The sequence below is a fragment of the Streptomyces anulatus genome (assembly GCF_000721175.1).
GTDB classification, from domain to species: Bacteria; Actinomycetota; Actinomycetes; order Streptomycetales; family Streptomycetaceae; genus Streptomyces; species Streptomyces anulatus_C.
The window spans coordinates 86,423-106,118 of record NZ_JOEZ01000022.1; the positions used below are offsets into that span (position 1 = coordinate 86,423).

At 72.7% G+C, this 19,696-nt stretch carries 18 protein-coding genes; 11 read left to right on the top strand and 7 right to left on the bottom strand.

The window, feature by feature from the left end; all coding sequences use genetic code 11:
• Positions 1-24: 24 nt before the first annotated feature.
• From IG90_RS0125445 to IG90_RS0125465, 5 genes are all read left to right on the top strand, one after another.
• Entirely contained in the window at positions 25-1,230 is a 1,206-nt protein-coding gene (locus IG90_RS0125445) for an acyl-CoA dehydrogenase family protein (protein ID WP_030588980.1), read from the top strand.
• 180 nt (positions 1,231-1,410) lie between these two features.
• Positions 1,411-2,058, top strand: a complete 648-nt coding sequence (locus IG90_RS0125450) for a phosphatidylserine decarboxylase (RefSeq protein ID WP_030588983.1) — start codon at positions 1,411-1,413, stop codon at positions 2,056-2,058.
• Positions 2,045-2,908: a CDP-diacylglycerol--serine O-phosphatidyltransferase gene (gene pssA / locus IG90_RS0125455; RefSeq protein WP_209443572.1), complete on the top strand. Its 864-nt coding sequence runs from the start codon at positions 2,045-2,047 to the stop codon at positions 2,906-2,908. Before IG90_RS0125450 ends, pssA begins: the two co-directional genes overlap by 14 nt.
• Positions 2,909-3,219: 311 nt before the next feature.
• Positions 3,220-4,068, top strand: a complete 849-nt coding sequence (locus tag IG90_RS0125460; RefSeq protein WP_030588989.1) for a hypothetical protein — start codon at positions 3,220-3,222, stop codon at positions 4,066-4,068.
• 32 nt (positions 4,069-4,100) lie between these two features.
• Positions 4,101-6,284, top strand: a complete 2,184-nt coding sequence (locus IG90_RS0125465; protein ID WP_030588992.1) for a bifunctional serine/threonine-protein kinase/ABC transporter substrate-binding protein — start codon at positions 4,101-4,103, stop codon at positions 6,282-6,284.
• 74 nt (positions 6,285-6,358) lie between these two features.
• On the opposite strand, the gene IG90_RS0125470 is transcribed toward IG90_RS0125465, so the two are convergent.
• The 5 genes from IG90_RS0125470 to IG90_RS0125490 are packed head-to-tail and all read right to left on the bottom strand — an operon-like array spanning position 6,359 to position 11,297.
• The gene (locus IG90_RS0125470; protein ID WP_030588995.1) at positions 6,359-7,612 is read right to left on the bottom strand and encodes an ABC transporter substrate-binding protein; all 1,254 of its coding nucleotides are present in this window, start codon (positions 7,610-7,612) and stop codon (positions 6,359-6,361) included.
• Positions 7,609-8,823 carry a branched-chain amino acid ABC transporter permease gene (locus IG90_RS0125475; RefSeq protein WP_030588998.1) on the bottom strand — a complete coding sequence of 405 codons (1,215 nt, stop codon included), beginning with the start codon at positions 8,821-8,823 and terminating at the stop codon, positions 7,609-7,611. The genes IG90_RS0125470 and IG90_RS0125475 overlap by 4 nt, the downstream gene beginning before the upstream one ends.
• A complete protein-coding gene (locus IG90_RS0125480; protein ID WP_030589002.1) occupies positions 8,816-9,706 on the bottom strand; it encodes a branched-chain amino acid ABC transporter permease in 891 nt (296 codons plus the stop codon). The genes IG90_RS0125475 and IG90_RS0125480 overlap by 8 nt, the downstream gene beginning before the upstream one ends.
• Complete coding sequence (locus tag IG90_RS0125485) at positions 9,703-10,503, bottom strand: ABC transporter ATP-binding protein (protein WP_030589006.1); 801 nt, start codon at positions 10,501-10,503, stop codon at positions 9,703-9,705. The genes IG90_RS0125480 and IG90_RS0125485 overlap by 4 nt, the downstream gene beginning before the upstream one ends.
• On the bottom strand, positions 10,500-11,297 hold the full coding sequence (locus tag IG90_RS0125490; protein ID WP_030589009.1) for an ABC transporter ATP-binding protein: 798 nt from the start codon (positions 11,295-11,297) through the stop codon (positions 10,500-10,502). Before IG90_RS0125490 ends, IG90_RS0125485 begins: the two co-directional genes overlap by 4 nt.
• Positions 11,298-11,545: 248 nt before the next feature.
• Here IG90_RS0125490 and IG90_RS0125495 point away from each other — a divergent pair, with 248 nt between their 5' ends.
• Positions 11,546-12,289: a PucR family transcriptional regulator gene (locus IG90_RS0125495; RefSeq protein ID WP_030589012.1), complete on the top strand. Its 744-nt coding sequence runs from the start codon at positions 11,546-11,548 to the stop codon at positions 12,287-12,289.
• Positions 12,290-12,493: 204 nt separating this feature from the next.
• Here IG90_RS0125495 and IG90_RS0125500 read toward each other — a convergent pair whose 3' ends face one another.
• Positions 12,494-13,612 carry a glycerate kinase gene (locus IG90_RS0125500; RefSeq protein WP_030589016.1) on the bottom strand — a complete coding sequence of 373 codons (1,119 nt, stop codon included), beginning with the start codon at positions 13,610-13,612 and terminating at the stop codon, positions 12,494-12,496.
• Positions 13,613-13,757: 145 nt separating this feature from the next.
• On the opposite strand from IG90_RS0125500, the gene IG90_RS0125505 reads away from it, so the two are divergent.
• A complete protein-coding gene (locus IG90_RS0125505; RefSeq protein WP_030589020.1) occupies positions 13,758-14,255 on the top strand; it encodes an NUDIX domain-containing protein in 498 nt (165 codons plus the stop codon).
• A gap of 21 nt (positions 14,256-14,276) precedes the next feature.
• On the opposite strand, the gene IG90_RS0125510 is transcribed toward IG90_RS0125505, so the two are convergent.
• Positions 14,277-14,477 (bottom strand): type II toxin-antitoxin system VapB family antitoxin, encoded by a 201-nt coding sequence (locus tag IG90_RS0125510; protein WP_030589023.1) that lies wholly within the window; start codon positions 14,475-14,477, stop codon positions 14,277-14,279.
• A 173-nt stretch (positions 14,478-14,650) separates the two neighbouring features.
• Here IG90_RS0125510 and IG90_RS0125515 point away from each other — a divergent pair, with 173 nt between their 5' ends.
• From IG90_RS0125515 to IG90_RS0125530, 4 genes are all read left to right on the top strand, one after another.
• Positions 14,651-15,433 carry a CoA transferase subunit A gene (locus IG90_RS0125515; RefSeq protein WP_030589026.1) on the top strand — a complete coding sequence of 261 codons (783 nt, stop codon included), beginning with the start codon at positions 14,651-14,653 and terminating at the stop codon, positions 15,431-15,433.
• Between the two features lies 1 nt (position 15,434).
• Positions 15,435-16,124 carry a 3-oxoacid CoA-transferase subunit B gene (locus IG90_RS0125520; protein ID WP_030589028.1) on the top strand — a complete coding sequence of 230 codons (690 nt, stop codon included), beginning with the start codon at positions 15,435-15,437 and terminating at the stop codon, positions 16,122-16,124.
• A 338-nt stretch (positions 16,125-16,462) separates the two neighbouring features.
• On the top strand, positions 16,463-17,986 hold the full coding sequence (locus IG90_RS0125525; protein WP_030589031.1) for an extracellular catalytic domain type 1 short-chain-length polyhydroxyalkanoate depolymerase: 1,524 nt from the start codon (positions 16,463-16,465) through the stop codon (positions 17,984-17,986).
• Positions 17,987-18,083: 97 nt separating this feature from the next.
• Entirely contained in the window at positions 18,084-19,553 is a 1,470-nt protein-coding gene (locus IG90_RS0125530; RefSeq protein ID WP_051860250.1) for a 3-hydroxybutyrate oligomer hydrolase family protein, read from the top strand.
• Positions 19,554-19,696 lie beyond the last annotated feature (143 nt).

The window sequence follows — 19,696 nt, forward strand, 5'->3', positions numbered from 1 at the left end:
TGTGAAGCCACAGGAGAAGCAGCCATGACGCGACTCGCCCAGACCGCCGGTCTGAACGACATCCAGCGGGAAATCCTCGCCACGGTCCGGGATTTCGTCGACAAGGAGATCATTCCGGTCGCGACCCAGCTGGAGCACCGCGACGAGTACCCCACGGAAATCGTCGAGGGGCTCAAGGAACTCGGCCTGTTCGGGCTGATGATCCCCGAGGAGTACGGGGGTCTGGGTGAGTCGCTGCTCACCTACGCGCTGTGCGTGGAGGAGATCGCGCGCGGCTGGATGAGCGTGTCGGGCATCATCAACACGCATTTCATCGTGGCCTACATGCTCAAGCAGCACGGCACCCAGGAGCAGAAGGACACGTTCCTGCCGCGGATGGCGCTCGGCGAGGTGCGGGGCGCGTTCTCGATGTCCGAGCCGGCGCTCGGCTCGGACGTCTCGGCGATTTCGTCGAAGGGCGTCAGGGACGGCGACGAGTACGTTCTCAACGGCCAGAAGATGTGGCTGACGAACGGCGGAACGTCGAATCTGGTGGCCGTGCTCTGCCGAAGTGACGAAGGCCACCCGGAGGGCACCGCGCCCCACAAGTCGATGACGACCTTCCTCGTCGAGAAGGAGCCCGGCTTCGGAGAGGTCCGGCCCGGCCTGACCATCCCCGGGAAGATCGACAAGATGGGCTACAAGGGCGTCGACACGACCGAGCTCATCATGGACGACCTGCGCGTTCCGGCCAATCGCGTCCTCGGGGGCACGACCGGCCGAGGGTTTTACCAAATGATGGACGGCGTCGAAGTCGGGCGGGTGAATGTCGCCGCACGTGGTTGCGGTGTCGCACAGCGTGCATTCGAGCTGGGCGTTTCGTACGCACAGCAGCGCCACACCTTCGGCAAACCGATCGCCCAGCACCAGGCGATCCAGTTCAAACTGGCCGAAATGGCCACCAAGGTCGAAGCCGCTCATGCGATGATGGTCAATGCGGCACGCAAAAAGGACTCCGGGGAACGAAACGACCTGGAGGCAGGGATGGCGAAGTACCTCGCCTCCGAGTACTGCAAGGAAGTCGTCGAGGACGCCTTCCGTATCCACGGCGGTTACGGCTTCTCCAAGGAGTACGAGATCGAGCGCCTCTACCGTGAGGCTCCGATGCTGCTGATCGGTGAAGGTACCGCCGAGATCCAGAAAATGATCATTGGCCGGCGCCTCTTGGAGGAGTACCGATTCCAGGGCTGATTGTCCCTTTCGAGATGATTTGGTGGCGAAGAACATCACACCGGGTCATCCTCGGCGGGTGCCTTTCCGCCGTCCGACTCGGCTGCTGGCTTGCCCAGTTGCGCCCGGCAACCGATAGCATCGCCGGAAAGCCGCCGTCCCCCGTTGCCAGCGCGGCATCATCCGCTACGAAGGTCATCCATGCCCGACAGCCCTATCTCTGCACCCCGCGGCGGGGTCCGCATCGCCCGCGGAGCATCGCCGTGGCTCCTGCCGACCGTCGCCACCGCAGCCCTCAGCCTGGCCCGCGCCCGCAAGTCGGGGCGCTGGGCGGCAGTGGCTGTGCCCACCACCGCGCTCGCGGCGGGCATGCTGTGGTTCTTCCGTGACCCCGAGCGCGAGATCACTGACGGCCGGGTCATCTCCCCGGCCGACGGTGTGGTGCAGAGCATCATGCCGTGGAAGGACGGGCGCACCCGCGTCGCGATCTTCATGAGCCCGCTCAACGTCCACGTCAACCGCGCGCCCCTGGCCGGCACCGTGACGTCGGTCGAGCACATCCCGGGCGGGTTCGTTCCGGCGTTCAACAAGGAGAGCGAGAACAACGAGCGCGTTGTCTGGCACTTCGACACCGAGCTCGGCGACATCGAGATGGTGCAGATCGCGGGAGCGGTCGCCCGTCGGATCGTGCCGTACCTCCCCGAGGGCACCAAGGTGGAGCAGGGCGAGCGCATCGGCCTGATCCGCTTCGGCTCACGCGTGGACATCTACCTCCCGGAGGGTATCGATGTCGCGGTCGAGGTCGGTCAGGCCACCACCGCGGGGGTGACTCGAATTGACCGTGATTGATCCTGATACCAAGGCCGGCTGGGTACCCGAGGCCGACGAGGAGAGCGACACCGACGGCACGGAGGACATGCCGCTGTCGATGCGGCTGTCGATAGCGGACACGCTCACGCTCGGTAACGCGACGTGCGGGTTCATGGCGGTGTACTTCACCACCACGGGCATTCTGATCCCGCACCTCACGGGCAGCGACGAGACGGGCATGGCCCGGCACTCCGCCGCCACCGCCGTGATCCTCATGCTGATGGCCGCGATCTTCGACCTGTTCGACGGACTCGTGGCGCGCAAGCTGCGCTCCTCGCCGATGGGCGCCGAGCTGGACAACCTCTCGGACCTGATCAGCTTCGGGCTCGCGCCGGCCTACTTCGTGCTCGTGTACGGCATGGTCGCCGACGACGCCCATCAGCGGGTGTCGGCGCTGGCGGCGATCGTCGTGTTGCTGGCGGTGGTGCTCAGGCTTGCGAGATTCTCCTGCGTGACGCTGAAGGACGGCATGTTCCAGGGCATGCCGAGCCCCTTCGGAGCGCTGACGGTCGTCTCGATCGTGCTCCTGGAGCTGCCCTTCATCCCGACGCTGCTCGCGATCGTCGGCGTGGCCTGGCTGATGGTGAGCCGGGTGGAGTACCCGAAGCCGCGGGGCATTCTCGCGGTGGCGATGCTCGGCTGGATCGTGGCCGCGATGGGGCTGCTCGCCGCATGGGCGTTCGACGCGCCCGGGGGTCAGCTGCTGCTCCAGACGGGCTGTGTGCTCCAGGTGGTACTCGGCGCGGTGATCCCGCTGTTCGCCACGGCGCGACGGGTGAACACGTTCCGTGACAACCGGCGCGAGGCGCGGGCGGCACAGCTGCCGTAGCGTCGGCCGGCGGCAGCGGACAGGCGGAAACAGGGCGAGGGCCCGGATGCTCCCCGGCATCCGGGCCCTCGTGCGTTCCCGTCACACCTCGTGCGTTCCCGTCCAGCCCGGCAGGGCGGCTCGATGCCGCTTACCACCGCGCGCGCCACGCCGCCAGAGGTGAACCCCTCCCGATGGCTGAGGGTTTTCGGCACCGAGGTGAGTACCGGGTTCCCGTCACCTCCCCCGCACCCGGCTTCTAGAATCGCGTCGCAACCGACACCCGGGCCCCTTCGGCCCGGGCGCGGTCCGGGGGACCAGGGGGGTCCGGGATGAAGCTGATGCTGGTGGGGACACGTGTGATGGCGGTCGCGGCGGCGGGGGCGCTGCTGGCCGGATGTGGTGGGTCGGCCTCGAAGGGCGGGGACGGGCCGGACCCGAAACGCAGCGGACCGGCGAAGCGGGGCGGCCCGGCGACCGGCGGTGAGAAGACGGGGGCGACGGGGAAGCCGGACGCGAAGGAGTCCACGCTGCCGGGGGCGCTGCCCAGCGCCTACGAGTTCACGCCGAACCCGGCGCGGGTGCCGAAGACCGCGGCCCAGGCGCGGAAGCTGACGCGCAACGCCGCGCTCGGGGAGACCGACTGGACGGCGGGGATGGTCCGGCACACCCCGTACGAGAGCGGCGGCAACTGGCCCGTGCTCCCGGCCTCCTGCGTCTGGACCCGTTCCGCGCTGCCGTCCGGTGTGCTGGACAGCTTCACGCGGCGGCTCGACATCCCGGCGCGGGACGGCAAGGGCCGGGTCCAGGGAGCGGTGACCGTGACCGTGCACCGGAGCGAGTCCGGCGCCGACAAGGAGATCAAGGACACCGTCCAGGAGAGCTTCCGCTGCCCGCAACAGGAGCTGGGCGGCGGACAACGCCTCAGCGGTCTGATGTCGCTCCAGTTCGACCAGAAGGACGTGCGCAACGCGGACGCCTCACTGTTCGAGGCGGGGAAGTACACCGGTCCCGGCTCGGGCGGGATCCAGGACTACGTGTGGACCAAGTCCCGGATCGGTCCGGTGACGACGGCCGTGTCGGTCAAGGGCGCGAAGGGCTACCGGAACAGCGACCTGCTGCGGATCGCCGCCGAGGGCGGCGCCAAGGTGCTCTACCGCGTCGAGCTGGAACTGAAGTGACCGCGGGCTCGGACGAAAGGCACTGACCTCTGATGGAACCGCTCCGTTCCACCGACCCGGCACGGATCGCCGGGTACCGCGTCCTCGGCCGGCTCGGCGCCGGAGGCATGGGGGTGGTGCTGCTCGGCCGGTCGCCCGGCGGCGCGCTGGTGGCGATCAAGCTGATCCGGGCGGAGTACGCCGACGACACCGCCTTCCGGGCCCGCTTCCGGCGGGAGGTGGCCATCGCCCGGCAGGTCCGCAACCGGTGGGCGGTGCCGGTGGTCGACGCCGACACCGAGGCGCCGGCGCCCTGGCTGGCGACCGAGTTCGTGCCGGGCCCCGCCCTGAGCGAGGCGGTCGGCGGCGGGGGTCCGCTGCCGGAACGCGGGGTGCGGGCGCTGGGCTCGATGCTCGCGGAGGCGCTGGAGGCCGTCCACGCGGCGGGGCTCGTGCACCGGGACGTGAAGCCCGGCAACGTGCTGCTGGGTCTGGACGGACCCCGGCTGATCGACTTCGGGATCGCGCGGGCCCTGGACGACACCGTCCTCACGGCGACGGACGTCATCGTCGGCTCCCCCGGCTTCCTCTCGCCCGAGCAGGCGCAGGGGCGGCGGATCGGCCCGGCGAGCGACGTCTTCTCGCTGGGCTGCGTCCTGGTGTACGCGGCCACCGGCGGCAGGCCGTTCGGCACCGGCCCGGTGGAGGCGATGCTGTTCCGCACCGTGCACGACGCGGCGGACCTGGGCGCGCTGCCGCCCGGGCTGCTGCCGGTCGTCGGGGCGTGTCTGTCCAAGAACCCCGAGGACCGTCCGTCGGCGGCGGACATCCGGCAGGCGTTCGCCGAGGACGTGTCCGGCGGAAGCTGGCTGCCCGCTCCGGTCACCCATCTGATCGCCGAGCGCTCGGCGCGGATGCTCGCCCTGCCCGACATCGACGCGACGAGCCTGGACGCCCGCCCGGTCGGCGGCCCGGTCGGCGGCCCGGACACGGACACCGGGACGGACGCCGGGGGGCGGGACACGACCTCAGTCCCCGCGCCGGTCGGCCGGCGCCGCTTCCTCGCGTACGTCACCGGGGGCGCGGCCCTCGCGGCATCGGGCGGCACCGCCGCCTGGCTGGTCTCCTCCGGCGACGACGAGGACCCGGGCGGCGAGGGTGAGGGAGACGGGAAGACGGCCCGCCCGGAGCTGCACATCGGGCTCCAGGCCGACCTCAGCGGCCCGTCGGCGGCCGTCGGCAAGGGTCAGGACCGGGCGGCACGGCTCGCGGTGGCGGAGCACAACGCGCGGAGGGACGCGCCGTTCACGCTGCGGCTGACCACGGTCGACGACGGGGGCGACGAGGAGCGGGCCAAGGCGGCGGTTCGGCGGTTCGCCGAGGATCCGCTGCTGGTGGCCGCCATCGGCGCGACCGGCACGGACGCGGCCCGGGAGGCGCTGGTCGCGTACGACGAGGCGGCGCTGCCGCTGCTCAGCGTGGTCGACGGGGACATCCGGCACCTGAACCGGATCTTCCTGTGCGCCCGGCCGCGCAACGACATGCAGATGCTGCCGGTGGCCCAGTTCCTCGGGGCGTACGAGATCGACCGGATCGCGCTGGTCGACGACGGTACCGAGTACGGCCGGCAGACCACCCGCTTCCTCGACGCGGGGCTGCGCGGCAACAACCGCACGGTGCTCGCGGAGACCGTACGGGAAGGCACCCGCGACCTGGACGCCGAGGCCGAGCGGATCGCCGCCAAGCAGCCGGGGGCGGTGGTCTACGGGGGCGGGTGGCGGGACGCCGGACGGTTCGCGAAGTCGCTGACCCGGGCCGGGTTCCTGGGGCCGAAGATCGGCACCCAGGCCGTGCACGACCCGCGGTTCCTGGCGGAGGCGGGCGGGGACGCGGCGGGCTGGCTGGTCGTCTCGACGGCCGCCGACCCCGCTTCCGTACCCTCGGTGCACCCGTTCGCCGCCGCCTACCGCAAGCGCTTCGACGGCGCGCCGCCGCTGTTCGCCGCGGAGGCGTACGACGCGGTCGGGCTGATCGCCGGCTGCGCCGAGGGGCTGGGCCGGGAGAAGGTCAGCCGCCAGGATCTGCTGCCCGCGCTGCGGACGACCTCGTACAAGGGGGTGTCCAAGAGCTACGCCTTCGAGTCCGCCAACGGGATGTACACCGGGACCGGGGTCTTCATCTACCGCGTGGAGCGGGGCCGCTTCCGGTACATCGGGATGGACGGCCGGGAGGTCTGACCGGCCGGCCCCTGAACGCGGGAAGGCGTACGGACGGTTTCGTCCGTACGCCTTCCGCCGAGCCGATAGGAGGGTCAGGAACCGGCGGTGAAGGACTCGGCCGCCGCGGCGACCTCGGCCGGCCGGACCACCTTCAGGCCGCCGGCGGCCTTCGCGTCCGGCTTCATGATGACGCTCTCCCGGGTGGACGGCGCCTTCGGGTCCGAGAAGTCGTGCGACACCCCGAACTCGGTCCCGTACTCCTTGATCGTGAGCAGCGCCTTGTCGATGCCCTCGCGGGTGAGGTCCTTGTCGTCGCACGCCTTCGACAGCGCCTCGCCGAACACGGAGGCCGCCGTGTAGCCGGCGACGACGCCGTTGTCGAGGACGTCCTTCGGGTACTGGGCGGCGTACTCCTTGGCGAGCTTGGCGGGGCCGTCGCCCGGGTCCCCGATGGGCAGCGTGGAGGAGGCGACGTAGTAGTCCTTGAGCAGGGCGGGGCCCGCCTGGGTCTTCAACAGCTGCGGCGCGAAGGCCGAGTTGTTGCCGACGACCGGGACGTCGAAGCCGGTGGCCGCCGCGACGCCGACGAGCGAGGCCGCCTGGCGCGGGCCCGCGCTGACGATCACGGCCTTGACCCCGGCCTGCTTGAGGGCGGCGACCTGGGCCGTCATGTCGTTGTCGGTAGGCTTGATCTTCTGCTCGACGACGGTGAGACCGGCCTCCTTCGCCGCGTGCTTCGAGCCGACGAGCGCGTTCTCGCCGTAGTCGCCCTCGAAGTACACATGACCGATCTTGTCGCCCTTCCCGATGCGCTTCTCGGCGAGGAGGTAGTCGATCAGGTTGATCGTCTCGACGTCGTACGTGGCGCCGATGACCCGGATGTACGGGGAGCCCAGCAGGTTCGCCGACCAGGCCTGCGGCAGCACCAGGCCCTTGTCCTGGCCGTCGATGCGCTGCTCGACGGCGGCGACGAACGGGGAGCCGATGAACTGGGTGAAGCCCAGCACCTCCGGCTCCAGCTCGGTGTAGGCGGCGATCGCCTTCTGCGGGTCGTATCCGTGGTCGCGGACCGTCAGTTCGATCTTCCGGTCGCAGATGCCGCCCTCGTCGTTGGTCTGCTCGACCCACAGCTGCTGCGCCTGGGTGACGCTCTTGCCGAGCGAGGCGTAGACGCCGGTCATGTCGGTCAGCACACCGAGGGAGATCGTCGAGGAGGAGACCCCGGGGCCGGTCTTGATCCCGCCCTCGCTCTCCTCGTTCGCCTTTCCGTCGGTCGCCTTGCCGCTGCACCCGACGAGGGTGACGGCGAGGGTCGCGACCACGGCCGTGAGCACTCTCAGTTTCATGACTTCTCCCCTGGATTCTTCGGAGCCGCTGGTTGCATCGGAGCCGCTGGTTGCTTGGGAAGGCCCGGCTTCTTCGGGGCCTTCGGCTTCTTCGTGCGTGCGAGGCCGAGGCGGGCGAGGCCGCCGGGCAGGAACAGGACCACCGCGACCACCGCGGCGCCGTACAGATAGCGGGACGCCTCACCGGGTGCCAGCCCGCCCGTACCGGGGGCGGAGACCAGCGGCAGGGAGTCGCTGTAGTGCGTGAACACCTGCGGGAGCAGGGAGACGAAGGCCGCGCCGATCACGGCCCCCGCGACGCTGCCGAGCCCGCCGATGACGATCATGGCGAGGTATTCGAGGGACAGGATCATGCCGAAGTACTCGGGCACGGTCCGCTGGAAGACCAGGGCGAGCAGGACGCCCGCGAGGCCCGCGTACATCGAGGACAGGACGAAGACGCCGGCCCGGTAGCGGGCCACCGGCACGCCCATCACCCCGGCCGCGATCCGGTGGTCGCGGATGGCGTTCATGGCCCGTCCGGGCCGGCCGCGCAGCACGCCCCGGGCGAACAGCGCGCTCAGCAGGAGCGCGGCCAGACCCGCGTACCAGAGCTTCTCCGAGGAGCCGAACGGCACGGCGGCGACGACGAGTTCGGTGTCGTCGAAGGTGAAGCCGAACAGCGACAGCGGCGGTACCGCCCGGCCGTTGTAACCGCCGGTCAGCGAGCCCGCGTTGAACAGGACGTGCTGCCCGATGAAGATCAGCGCGAGCGTCGCGATGCCGAGGTAGGCGCCGCGCAGCCGGCCGGCGATGGGACTGAAGAGCCCGCCCGCCGCTCCGGCGAGCAGCACGGCGAGGACCGCGGCCAGCCAGGTGGGCAGCCCGAGCCCGGTCAGCGTGTGCCCGTTCTCCGTGCTGCTCTCCCCCGCCAGGACGCAGTAGCCGTACGCGCCGACGGCGAGGAAGAAGGCGTGGCCCATGGAGAGCTGTCCGGTGGCGCCGGTGAGCATGTTGAGCCCGATGGCGCCGATCGCCGCCGCCATCGCGAACAGTCCGGCCTGGAGCCAGAAGCGGTCCAGGTAGAAGGGGAGGGCGAGGAGCAGGAGGGAGCCGGCGAGGACGGCGTACGTACGGGGCCGGCGCAGCCGTTCGGTGACGCCCTGGGCGCGGGTGGGTCCGGGTGCGGGCCCGGCGGGGGCCGCCGGGGCGGCTTCGGCGGTGTCAGACACGGGCCAGCTCCTTCGTGCCGAAGAGTCCCGCGGGCCGGATGAGCAGGACCGCCACCATCACCAGGTAGGGCGCCAGATCGCCGATGCCCCGGCCGAGGAAGGAGAGGTCGCTCTGGTAGCCGGTGGCGAACGATTCGGTGACGCCGACGATGAGTCCGCCGGCCAGCGCCCCGGTGGTGGAGTCGAGTCCGCCGAGGATCGCGGCGGGGAACGCCTTGAGCGCGGCGAGCGAGGTGGCGCGTTCGAGGCCCGGGGTCGGGAACACCGTGAGGAAGAGCGCGGCGACGGCGGCGAGGGCTCCGGCGACCGCCCAGGCGGCGAGCGACACCCGTCCCAGCTTGATGCCCATGAGCGCCGCGGTCTGCGGGTTCTCGGCGGCGGCCCGCATCGACACGCCCCACGAGGTGTAGCGGAAGGCGAGCAGGAACACCGTGATCAGCAGCCCTGCGGCGAGGAACGCGGCGATCCGGGTCTGGGCGAGGGTGACGCCGCCGATGGAGACGACCTCGTTGCCCCAGGGGTCTCCGAGGGCGAGCACGTCCGTGCCCATCCGGCGGGTGAGTTCGGTGATCAGGAGGATGTCGACGCCGATGGTGACGATGGCCAGGACGCTGTGGTCGCTGCCCCGGTAGCGGCGCATCACGAAGAACTCGATGGCCGCCCCGACGGATGCCGCACCCGCGATCCCGACGAGCAGCGCGGGCCAGAACCCGATGTCGTCGTGGAGTACGGCGGTGACGTAGCCGCCCGCCAACAGCAGTGACGCGTGGGCGAAGTTGACGACCTCGGTGGCTTTGAAGATGACGACGAACCCGAGTGCGATGAGTGCGTACACCGAGCCGATCGACAGGCCGCCGAGGAGGAGTTCGAGAGACGTGGTCATTGAGGTGCTCCCAAGTAGGCCTGGACGACGGCCGGGTCGTTCTGGACCTCGGCGGGAGTGCCCCCGGCGATCCGTCGTCCGAAGTCGAGTACGGTCACCGCGTCCGCGAGCCGCATCACCACGCCCATGTCGTGCTCGACCAGCACGATGGAGATGCCGAGGCTGTCGCGTACGTCGGCCACGACGGCGGCGGTGCGGCGGCGCTCGTCGGCGGTCATTCCGGCGATCGGCTCGTCCAGGAGCAGGACCTTCGGCTCCATGCACAGGGCGCGGCCGAGCTCGACGAGCTTCTGCTGCCCGTACGGCAGTGATCCCGCCGGGCGCTCCAACTCCTTGTCGAGGCCGATGAACGCGGCGATCTCCCGGACCCGGTCGCGGTGGCGTCGTTCCTCACGGGCGGCGGAGGGCAGCCGCAGGCCGGTGGCGACGAACCCGGAGCGGGTCAGCCGGTGGCGGCCGAGCAGGAGGCTGTCGGCGACGGTCGCGTGCGGGGGCAGCGCCAGGTTCTGGAAGGTGCGTGCGACCCCGAGGTCCGCGATGACGTGCGGCGGGAGTCCGGTGAGCTCGGTGTCGCCGAGGCGGACGTGTCCGGAGGTGGCGCGGTAGACGCCGGACAGGACGTTGAAGCAGGTGGACTTGCCCGCGCCGTTGGGCCCGATGACGGCGTGCACGCTGCCGGGTTCGACGGTGAAGGAGACGCCGTCCAGGGCGGTGAGCCCGGAGAAGCGGACGGTCACGTCCTGCACGGCGAGGGCGGCCGTCGTGCTGTGCGCGGAGGCCGTGGCGGTGGTCGTCACGCGGACCACCTGCTCAGGGTGCGACGGGTCCGGGCGGCCGGATCGGCGTCCGCCGCCGCGTCCTCGTCGACCACGCCGAGGTAGCGGCGGCGCACCTCGTCGGACGCGGCGAGTTCGTCGGCGGGCCCGGACAGGGCGACCTCGCCGACGTCGAGGACGTACGCCGTGGAGGCGAGCCGCAGCGCGATGGCCGCGTTCTGCTCGACGAGCATGACGGAGGTGCCGCTCGCGTTGATCTCCTGCACGGTCTCGGCGATCCTGGCCGCCATCAGCGGGGCGAGGCCGAGCGAGGGCTCGTCCAGCAGGAGCAGCCGGGGCCCCGCCATCAGTGCGCGGCCCATCGCCAGCATCTGCTGCTCGCCGCCGGACAGCAGTCCGGCCCGTTGGTGCGCGCGGTCGGCGAGCACCGGGAACAGTTCGTGCACCCGGGCCAGTGCGGCGCTCGTCTCCTTGCGCCCTCCGCGTGCCCCGAGGGCGCCCGCCCGCAGGTTGTCGGCCACCGTCATCCGGGCGAAGACCTGTCGGCCCTCCGGTACCTGGACCACGCCGGCGGCCACCACCTGGGCGGGCCGCAGCCCCTCCAGGGGGCGGCCGTCGAGCCGGATGGTGCCGGTGCCCGTCCCGCGGTGGAAGCCGAGGGTCCGCGACACGGCCCGCAGCAGCGTGGTCTTGCCCGCGCCGTTGCCACCGAGTACGGCGGTGATCCCGCCGTCCGGCACATCGACGGAGACGTCGCGCAGCGCCCGGACCGGGCCGTAGCCGACGGACAGCGCGCGGATCTCTAGCGTTGCCATGCGTCCTCCTCCTTCCGCCTTGTCGTGTCGTGCTGGTCTGTCGTGCTGGTTGGTGGGGTGGTGCCACAGACCAGCACCGGGCGGGACGTGCGTCCACGGCACGGGGCCGACTCGATGCGGGCGACCAGCCGACGAAGGGCCTCGTTGTGCACGCGCACAGACGCGGGTGCGTGCGGGCGCCCGCCCGCACGGCCGGTGGCATCCTCATCGGTCATCAGGTGCGCCCGGACCCGGGGACGGAGCGGCGGATGCGGCGTGGGACGCGGTACGGGGAGCTGCTCGGCCCGCTGCTGGCGGGCGGTGCACCGCCGGGCCTGGTGGAACGCGCGGCGCGCGGCCTCGGGCTGCCCGAACGAGGGCGCTACGCGGTGGTGGTGCTGGGCGCGCCCGTGCCGGAGGCCGCGGTGGCCGAGGGCCCGGACGCGGACGGGACGCGCTGGTGCTGGTGCGGCTCCGGGGCCGGGGGCGGGAACGAGGGCGGGGGCGGGGACGTCGCGGTGGTGCTGCTGGGTGCGGCGGGCCCGGCCGGGGCGGTGGCGCGTCTCGGGGAGCACGGTGCGGGCCCGGCGGGCATGAGCCCGGTGGTGGGCTCGTTGGCGGAGCTGGGCGCGGCACGGCGGCTCGCGGGCACGGCGCTGCTGACGTGTGCGCCCGGGACCCGGGAGGTCGTGCGGCTCGACGAGCGGCTGCCGACGGCTCTGCTGGTGAGCCGACCGGAGCTGTCCGCACGGCTCCTCGCGGAGGTGTTCGGTCCGCTGCTGGCGCTGGTCCCCGCGGAGCGTGCGGTGCTGGTGGGGGCGTTGGAGGCGTGGCTGGAGTGCGGGGGTTCGGTGGGGCGGGCCGCGGTACGGCTGCGGTGTCACCGCAACACGGTGTTCAACCGGCTGCGGCGGCTGGAGCGGCTGACCGGGCGCTCGCTGTCCCGGCCGCCCGAGCTGGTCGAGCTGGTGCTGGCACTGGATGTGCTGAGGCGGTCGTCCGCGCCGCCGTGAGCGGCCGGGTGCGCCCGGGGCAGGAGGTGGGGGCGCGGAGGCGTGGGGTGCGGAGGCGTGGGGTGCGGGAGGGCGCCCGGGCCCGACGTACGGCGCGGGGCCCGTCCGACGTACGGCGCGGGGCCCGACGTACGGCGCGGGGCCCGGTGTCTGTCCCCGGGCCCCTCCGGTCTCCGTGCCCGGCGTGCGTGCGTCAGCTCGGCGTCAGCTCCGCAGGAAGTCCCGGGCGATCGACTCCGCCGCCCGTTCCAGCAGCGGCCCGGCCTGCGCCATGGACACCGCCGGGTCAGGTTCCAGCTCGGCCAGGGCGTAGGCGCGGCGGATGCCCGCCTTCTCCAGGGCCTCCGGGGGCAGGGCGAGCCGGCCGCAGACCGCGACGACCTCGATGCCGGCCGCGCGGGCGGCGGCGGCGACCCCGGCCGGGGCCTTGCCGTGCAGCGTCTGCTCGTCCAGCGATCCCTCGCCCGTGATGACCAGCGTGGCCCGGGCGAGCGCGGGGGCGAAGCCCAGCACGTCGAGCATGACCTCGATGCCGGGGCGGAAGCGGGCGCCGAGGGCGACGAGCGCCCCGTAGCCGATGCCTCCGGCGGCGCCCGCGCCGGGCAGGACCGCAGTCTCCGGCCCCAGGATCGAGGCGAAGTGCGTCAGGGCCGCGTCGAGGACCGCGATGTCCGCCTCGCTCGCACCCTTCTGCCGGCCGTACACCTCAGGGGCGCCCTTGGGCCCCGTGAGCGGGTTGTCCACGTCGCTGGCCAGGACCAGGTCGACGTCCGCCAGGCGCGGGTCGAGCCCCGAGAGGTCGGCTTCGGCCAGCTCGGCGAGCGGGGCGCCACCGGGTCCGACGGGCTTGCCGTCCGCGTCCAGGAGGCGGGCTCCGAGGGCGGCGAGCATGCCCGCGCCGCCGTCCGTGGTGGCGCTGCCGCCGACCCCGAACACGATCGTCGTCGCCCCCGCCTCCAGTGCGGCCCGCAGGAGTTCGCCCGAGCCGTACGTGGTGGCCGTGAGCGGGGCGAACACCCCGTCGGGCAGGAGCTGGAGGCCCGAGGCCTCGGCCATCTCCACCACGGCGGTGGACCCGCGCAGGGCGTACGCCGCCGTCACCGGGTCCCCGAGGGGCCCGGTCACCCGCGCCTCGCGGCGCTCGAATCCGGCGGCCACCGCCGCCGCGACCGTGCCGTCGCCGCCGTCCGCGACCGGCAGGGTCTCCACCCGTACGCCGGGGACGACGCGCCGCAGCCCGGCCGTCACCCGCTCCGCGACCTGTACGGCCGTGAGCGAGCCCTTGAACTTGTCCGCCGCGACGAGCACGCGGGCGGTCTCCACATCTGCTCCGTCCGTCACCTTGCATCCCTTGCTTTCGAACAGGCAGTCGCGCCGCCCCGACTTTATCCGCACGACCCCTGATCTGCCCATGGCCGTCCACGGCCGTGCGGTCCGGGGCCGGACGATCCCCACTACGCTGTCGGCCGTGACGACCCCCGATGCCGACTACGCCGCGTACATCGCCGGGCTCCCCCGGGCCCTGGCAGCTGCCGCCTCGCTCTTCCGTGACGCGGAGGGACGGCTCCTCCTCGTCGAGCCGAACTACCGCCAGGGCTGGGCGCTGCCCGGCGGGACCGTCGAGTCGGAGGCGGGCGAGGGCCCCCGGCAGGCGGCCCGGCGCGAGACGCTGGAGGAGATCGGCCTCGACCTGGCGCCGGGACGGCTGCTCGCCGTGGACTGGGCACGGGGCGTCGGCCGCCCGCCGATCGTGGCGTACCTGTACGACGGCGGGGTGCTCACCGCCGATCGGCTGGCGGCGATCCGGCTCCAGGAGGAGGAGTTGCTCTCCTGGAGGCTGGTGGCGCCCGCAGATCTGGACGGCTTTCTGCTGGGCGCGCTCCGCCACCGGGTACGGGCGGCACTGGCTGTCCTGGCGTCCGGCGGCGGGCCGGCGGAGCTGGAGGACGGCGAGCCGGTCGCGTAGGGGCGGGAAGGCCCGGGGCGATCAGCCCTGCTGGGCCTCGGGCTTGATCTCCACGTCGCGCGCCACCTGCTCGCGCTCGGCGACCACGGCCTCGGTGCGGTGGCCGCGCGCGATGTAGTCGCGCACCACGAGTTCGACGGCGTCCTGGGGGTTTCCGACCCCCGCGAGCACCATGACTTCGACGACGAGTTCGGCATCCAGACTGACAGTCACCTTGGCCATGCGCGGACCCTACCCCGGCGTGCTCCGCACGCGGGCCGGATTCCCGGGGAACATCGCTCCGGACCGTCCTGACCACCATCCGGACCGGCCCCGCTATGGGGTCGGCCGCCATCGCCGCGAGCCGTCACCGGTTCCTAGTCTCATGCGCAGTCGATGAGGCGAGAGGTGAACGGATGAGCAGGGACAAGGTGGTCGCCGACGCGGCGGACGCGGTCGCGGACGTCGAGCGCGGGGCATCGCTGGCCGTGGGCGGATTCGGGCTGTGCGGCATACCCGGTGTGCTGATCCACGCTCTGCTGGAGCGGGGCGCCGGTGAGCTGAGGGTGGTGTCCAACAACTGCGGGGTGGACGACTGGGGCCTGGGCCTCCTGCTGCGGGCGGGGCTGATCTCGCGGATGACCAGTTCCTACGTGGGGGAGAACAAGGAGTTCGCACGCCAGTACCTCCAGGGTGAGCTGGAGGTGGAGCTCGTCCCCCAGGGCACCCTGGCGGAACGGTTGCGGGCCGGCGGTTCGGGCATCCCGGCGTTCTACACGCCGGCCGGGGCGGGCACCGTGATCGCCGAGGGCGGTCTGGCCTGGCGGTACGGCGCGGACGGCTCCGTCGCGGTCGCCTCGCCGCCCCGGGAGACCCGGACCTTCGGCGGGCGGGCGCACCTGTTGGAGGAGGGCATCACCACCGACTTCGCACTGGTGCGCGCGGCCGTGGGAGACCGGCACGGGAACCTCCGCTTCGACTCCTCCGCCCGCAACTTCAACCCGCTCGCCGCGATGGCCGGACGCGTCACCGTGGCGGAAGTGGAGGAACTCGTCGAGCCCGGCGAACTCGCCCCCGACGACGTCCATCTGCCCGGGATCTTCGTCCAGCGGGTCGTCCCCGTCGCGACCGACGACCCGCGCGCCGAGAAGCGCGTCGAGCGCCGTACCGTCCGCACCGCCCACGAAGGGACCACCTGAGATGCCGCTGACGCGTGCGCAGATGGCGGCCCGCGCCGCCCGGGAGCTGGCCGACGGCGCCTACGTCAACCTCGGCATCGGTCTGCCGACGCTGATCCCCGACCACCTGCCGGACGGCGTCGAGGTGGTGTTCCAGTCGGAGAACGGCGTCCTCGGCGTCGGCCCCTACCCCCTCGCGTCCGAGGTCCGGCCCGACCTGATCAACGCGGGCAAGGAGACGGTGACCCTGCTGCCCGGTGCGTCCTGTGTCGACTCCGCGCTCTCCTTCGCGATGATCCGGGGCGGGCACATCGATGTCGCGGTGCTGGGGGCGATGCAGGTGTCCGCGTCCGGCGACCTCGCGAACTGGGTGATTCCCGGCAAGGTGATCAAGGGCATGGGCGGCGCCATGGATCTCGTCCACGGGGCCCGGCGCGTCATCGTGCTGACGGAACACACGGCGCGCGACGGTTCCCCCAAGCTGCTCGCGGAGTGCACCCTGCCCCTCACCGGGCGGGGCGTGGTGCACCGGATCGTCACCGATCTCGCGGTGCTCGACGTCACCCCCGACGGCTTCCTGCTGCGGGAGGTGGCCGACGGGGTGACGGTGGATCAGGTCCGCGCCGCGACCGGGGCGGAGCTGACCGTGGCGCACGAGCTCGCGGCGCCGGCCGGAGCGCGGCGCCGGCCGCCCTTCGACACCGTCCCCTAGGTGTTTCGAAAGTCCCGCCTGATCGGCGACGCCTGGCACGCACCCTCGCCGCGTTGTCGGGATCACCCCGATACATCCAGTGTCGGGGCGACCCTCCGTCTTGCGATCGCACGCACCAGACGCCGCCGAGCCCGCCCTAGCAGCAGGGGCGCGCTCCCCACAACAGGTGGCGGCCCCCGGCTCCCGGGCGGGTTGTGGGGAGCACCGCCATTCCCCGGCCGCCCGCCCGCTTCCTAGGGTGACCGCACCTCGGCCGTGCCGCCGTCCTCGCCGACGGCGGCACGGCCGGGGTCACGGGGTCACGGGTGATCCCGTGCGCCGTCCTACGGGAGGTCACCATGCCGTACGTCATGCCGTCGCACCCTGCCGCGCCCGAGCCCCCGCCCCCGCCGCCGAGGACAGGTCGCGGCGGGCGCTGGGGCCGCGCGGCACGCCGGCTCGCCGCCACCGTCGCCCTCGCCACCGTGGCGGCGCTGGCCGGCCCGGTGACCACCGAGGCCCGGGCGGCCGCCTCCCTGGAGCGTGTCACCTCCTTCGGGGCCAACCCCGGCAGCCTGAACATGTACGTGTACCGGCCCGCGGCCCTGCCGGCGAACGCGCCCGTGGTCGTCGCCCTGCACGGCTGCACCCAGAGCGCGCGGGTCTACTCCGACAACGCCGGGCTGAACACCTTCGCCGACCGCCACGGATTCCTGGTCGTCTACGCCGAGACCACCACCGCCAACAACGCGAACAAGTGCTTCAACTGGTTCCAGCCGGGTGACACCCGGCGGGGTCAGGGCGAGGCGGCGTCGATCCGGCAGATGGTCGCCCATGCCGCGACCGCCTATGGGGTGGACACCGGCCGGGCCCAGGTCACGGGCCTGTCGGCGGGCGGGGCGATGACGTCGGTCATGCTGGCCGCCTACCCGGACGTGTTCGCCGCGGGCGCGGTCGTCGCGGGCATCCCGCACGGCTGCGGAGTCGACGTGGTGTCGGCGTTCGGCTGCATGAGCCCGGGCGTGGACCGGACCCCGGCGGCGTGGGCGCGGGCCGTCCGCGACGCGCACCCCGGTTTCCCGGGCCCCTGGCCCCGGGTGGCGATCTGGCACGGGGACGACGACACGACCGTCGTCCCGAAGAACGCCGATGAGCTGCGGGACCAGTGGACCGCGGTGCACGGACTCGGCCAGTCACCGGACCGGACCTCCACCATCGGCCCCGACAGCACTCGCAGGAGCGAGTATCTGTCGGCCGGCGGCGGGAGCGTCGTCGAGGTCAACCAGGTGCCTGCCATGGCTCACGGCACCCCCGTCGATCCGGGCGGCGGCGCGGAGCAGTGCGGTGCCACCGGTACCCAGCACTTCATCGACACGATCTGCTCCTCCTACTGGATCACCCGCTTCTTCGGGTTGGACCGCTCGGAACCGCAGCCGGGCGGGCTGCCGGCCCCGGCCGGTCTGCGGTCCACCGGAGTGACCGACGCGTCCGCGACGCTGACCTGGGACCCGGTCGAGGGGGCCGCGGAGTACGCGGTGTACCGCGACGGCGCGCGGGTCGCCACCGTGGCGGGGCCGCCGTACACCGACCCGGGGCTGGCGCCCGGCAGCACCCACGCGTACACGGTGGCGGCGCGGGACGCGACCGGCGGCGAGGGCGTCAGGTCCGGCCCGGTCACCGTGGTCACCACCGGCGCCGCGTCGGCCTGCTGGACGGCGAACAACTACGAGCACGTACGCGCCGGCCGGGCCACCACCACCGGCGGCCGCGTGTACGCGAAGGGCTCCGGCCAGGACCTGGGCCTCTACAACACCTTCGTGACCCACACCCTCAAGGAGTCACCGCCGGGCCACTACGTCCTCGCGGACGGCGCCTGCCCCTGACACGACTCGCCCACACGCCCGCCCACCGGCCCCACGCACCCACATAGCCGCTCACCCGCTCACCCGCTCACCCGCTCACCCTACGGAGGCACAGCCCATGTCAGTCGCCCCACCGGCAGTCCGGCGCACCGGATCACGACACGACCGTCCGCGTGGTCCGGCCCACGGCCGGTGGCTGCGCGGGGCGGCCGTCGCCGCGGCCGCGCTGACGGCCTGGACGGCGACTCCGTCCGCCGCCGCACCGCTGTCGCCGGACACCGGCAGAACCGGTCACTGTTCGCGCCCCGACCTGATCAGGGTGCCCGGTGCCGCCCACCAACAGGCCGACTGTCTGCGGGAGTTGACGACGGCGGGGACGGTGGCCTCCGGGCACACCGATCCGGCCGACTGGGCGGGGCTCACTCCGAAGGGCCTGGCCACCCCCAGCGGCGTGCCGGGCATCCAGATCGACGGGTACTTCCCCGACTCCTCGGCCGGCAACACCAACCACGGCTGGAACCACGACTCCCAGTTCGTCATCCGTCTCCCCGACCGCTGGAACGGCGGTCTCGTCGTCGCCGGATCACCGGGGGTGCGCGAGCAGTACGCCAACGACCGGGCCTTCGGCGACTGGGCGCTCGCCCGGGGCTACGCCTTCGCCGCCACCGACAAGGGCAACACCTCCGCCGCGTTCCACCGGGACGGCACGGCCCCCGGCGACGCCATCGCCGAATGGAACACCCGCTTCACCCAACTCACGCGCGCGGCACGCCTGGTCGTCGCCCAGCGCTACCTCCGCCTCCCCTCCCGCACGCTGGCGATGGGCATGTCCAACGGCGGCTATCTGGTGCGCTGGCAGTTGGAGAACCATCCCGGGCTGTACGACGGCGGGGTGGACTGGGAAGGCGCGCTCTGGCGAGCCGAAGGGCCGAACCTCCTCACCTTCCTGCCGCCCGCCCTCCGCGCCTATCCCCGCTACGCGGCCGGGGGCGCGGACGCCGAGGGCGCCCACGGGGCCATGACGGCAGCCGGGTACCCGGCCGGTTCGGAGTTCCTCTGGCCGTACCACCACCAGTACTACTGGGACCTGACCCAACGCATCTACCGGGAGGAACTGGACCCGGGCTTCGACGGCGCGACTGAGGCCGGCACGCCCTTCTGCGCACCGGGAACCCCCGCCTGCGACGCCGACTACGCCTACGCCGAGCGCCCGGCCGAGGTCCGCGACGCCGTCGCGAAGATCGCGCTGACCGGCCGCATCGGGAAGCCGCTGGTCAGCTTCCACGGCACCCTGGACGTCCTGCTGCCGATATCCAGGACCTCGGACGCGTACGCGCGGATGGTGCGGCGGGAGGGCCGTGGCGCGCTCCACCGCTACTACCGCGTCGAGGGCGGCACGCATGTGGACTCGCTCGTCGACGCCTTCCCCGACCGGCTGCGTCCGCTCGTGCCGTGCCACCGCTCGGCCGCCGCGGCACTGGAACGCTGGCTGGACGGCGGCCGGCGGCCCCCGTCCAGCCGGACCCTGAAGATGCCCGCGGGGGCACCTCCCGCCGAGCTGCTCGCCCGCTGCCCGCTGGACGGGTAGGCGCCGGCAGCCGGCTCCACGCGCACAGCCCTGACGGGGCCCTCCGCACCGGAGGGCCCCGTTCCGTCCGTTTCGTCGAGGTGAGCACCTCGTGGCCGCTGGTGCCCCCGGCGTCACACACGCCCTAGTGGCGATGTCCCCCA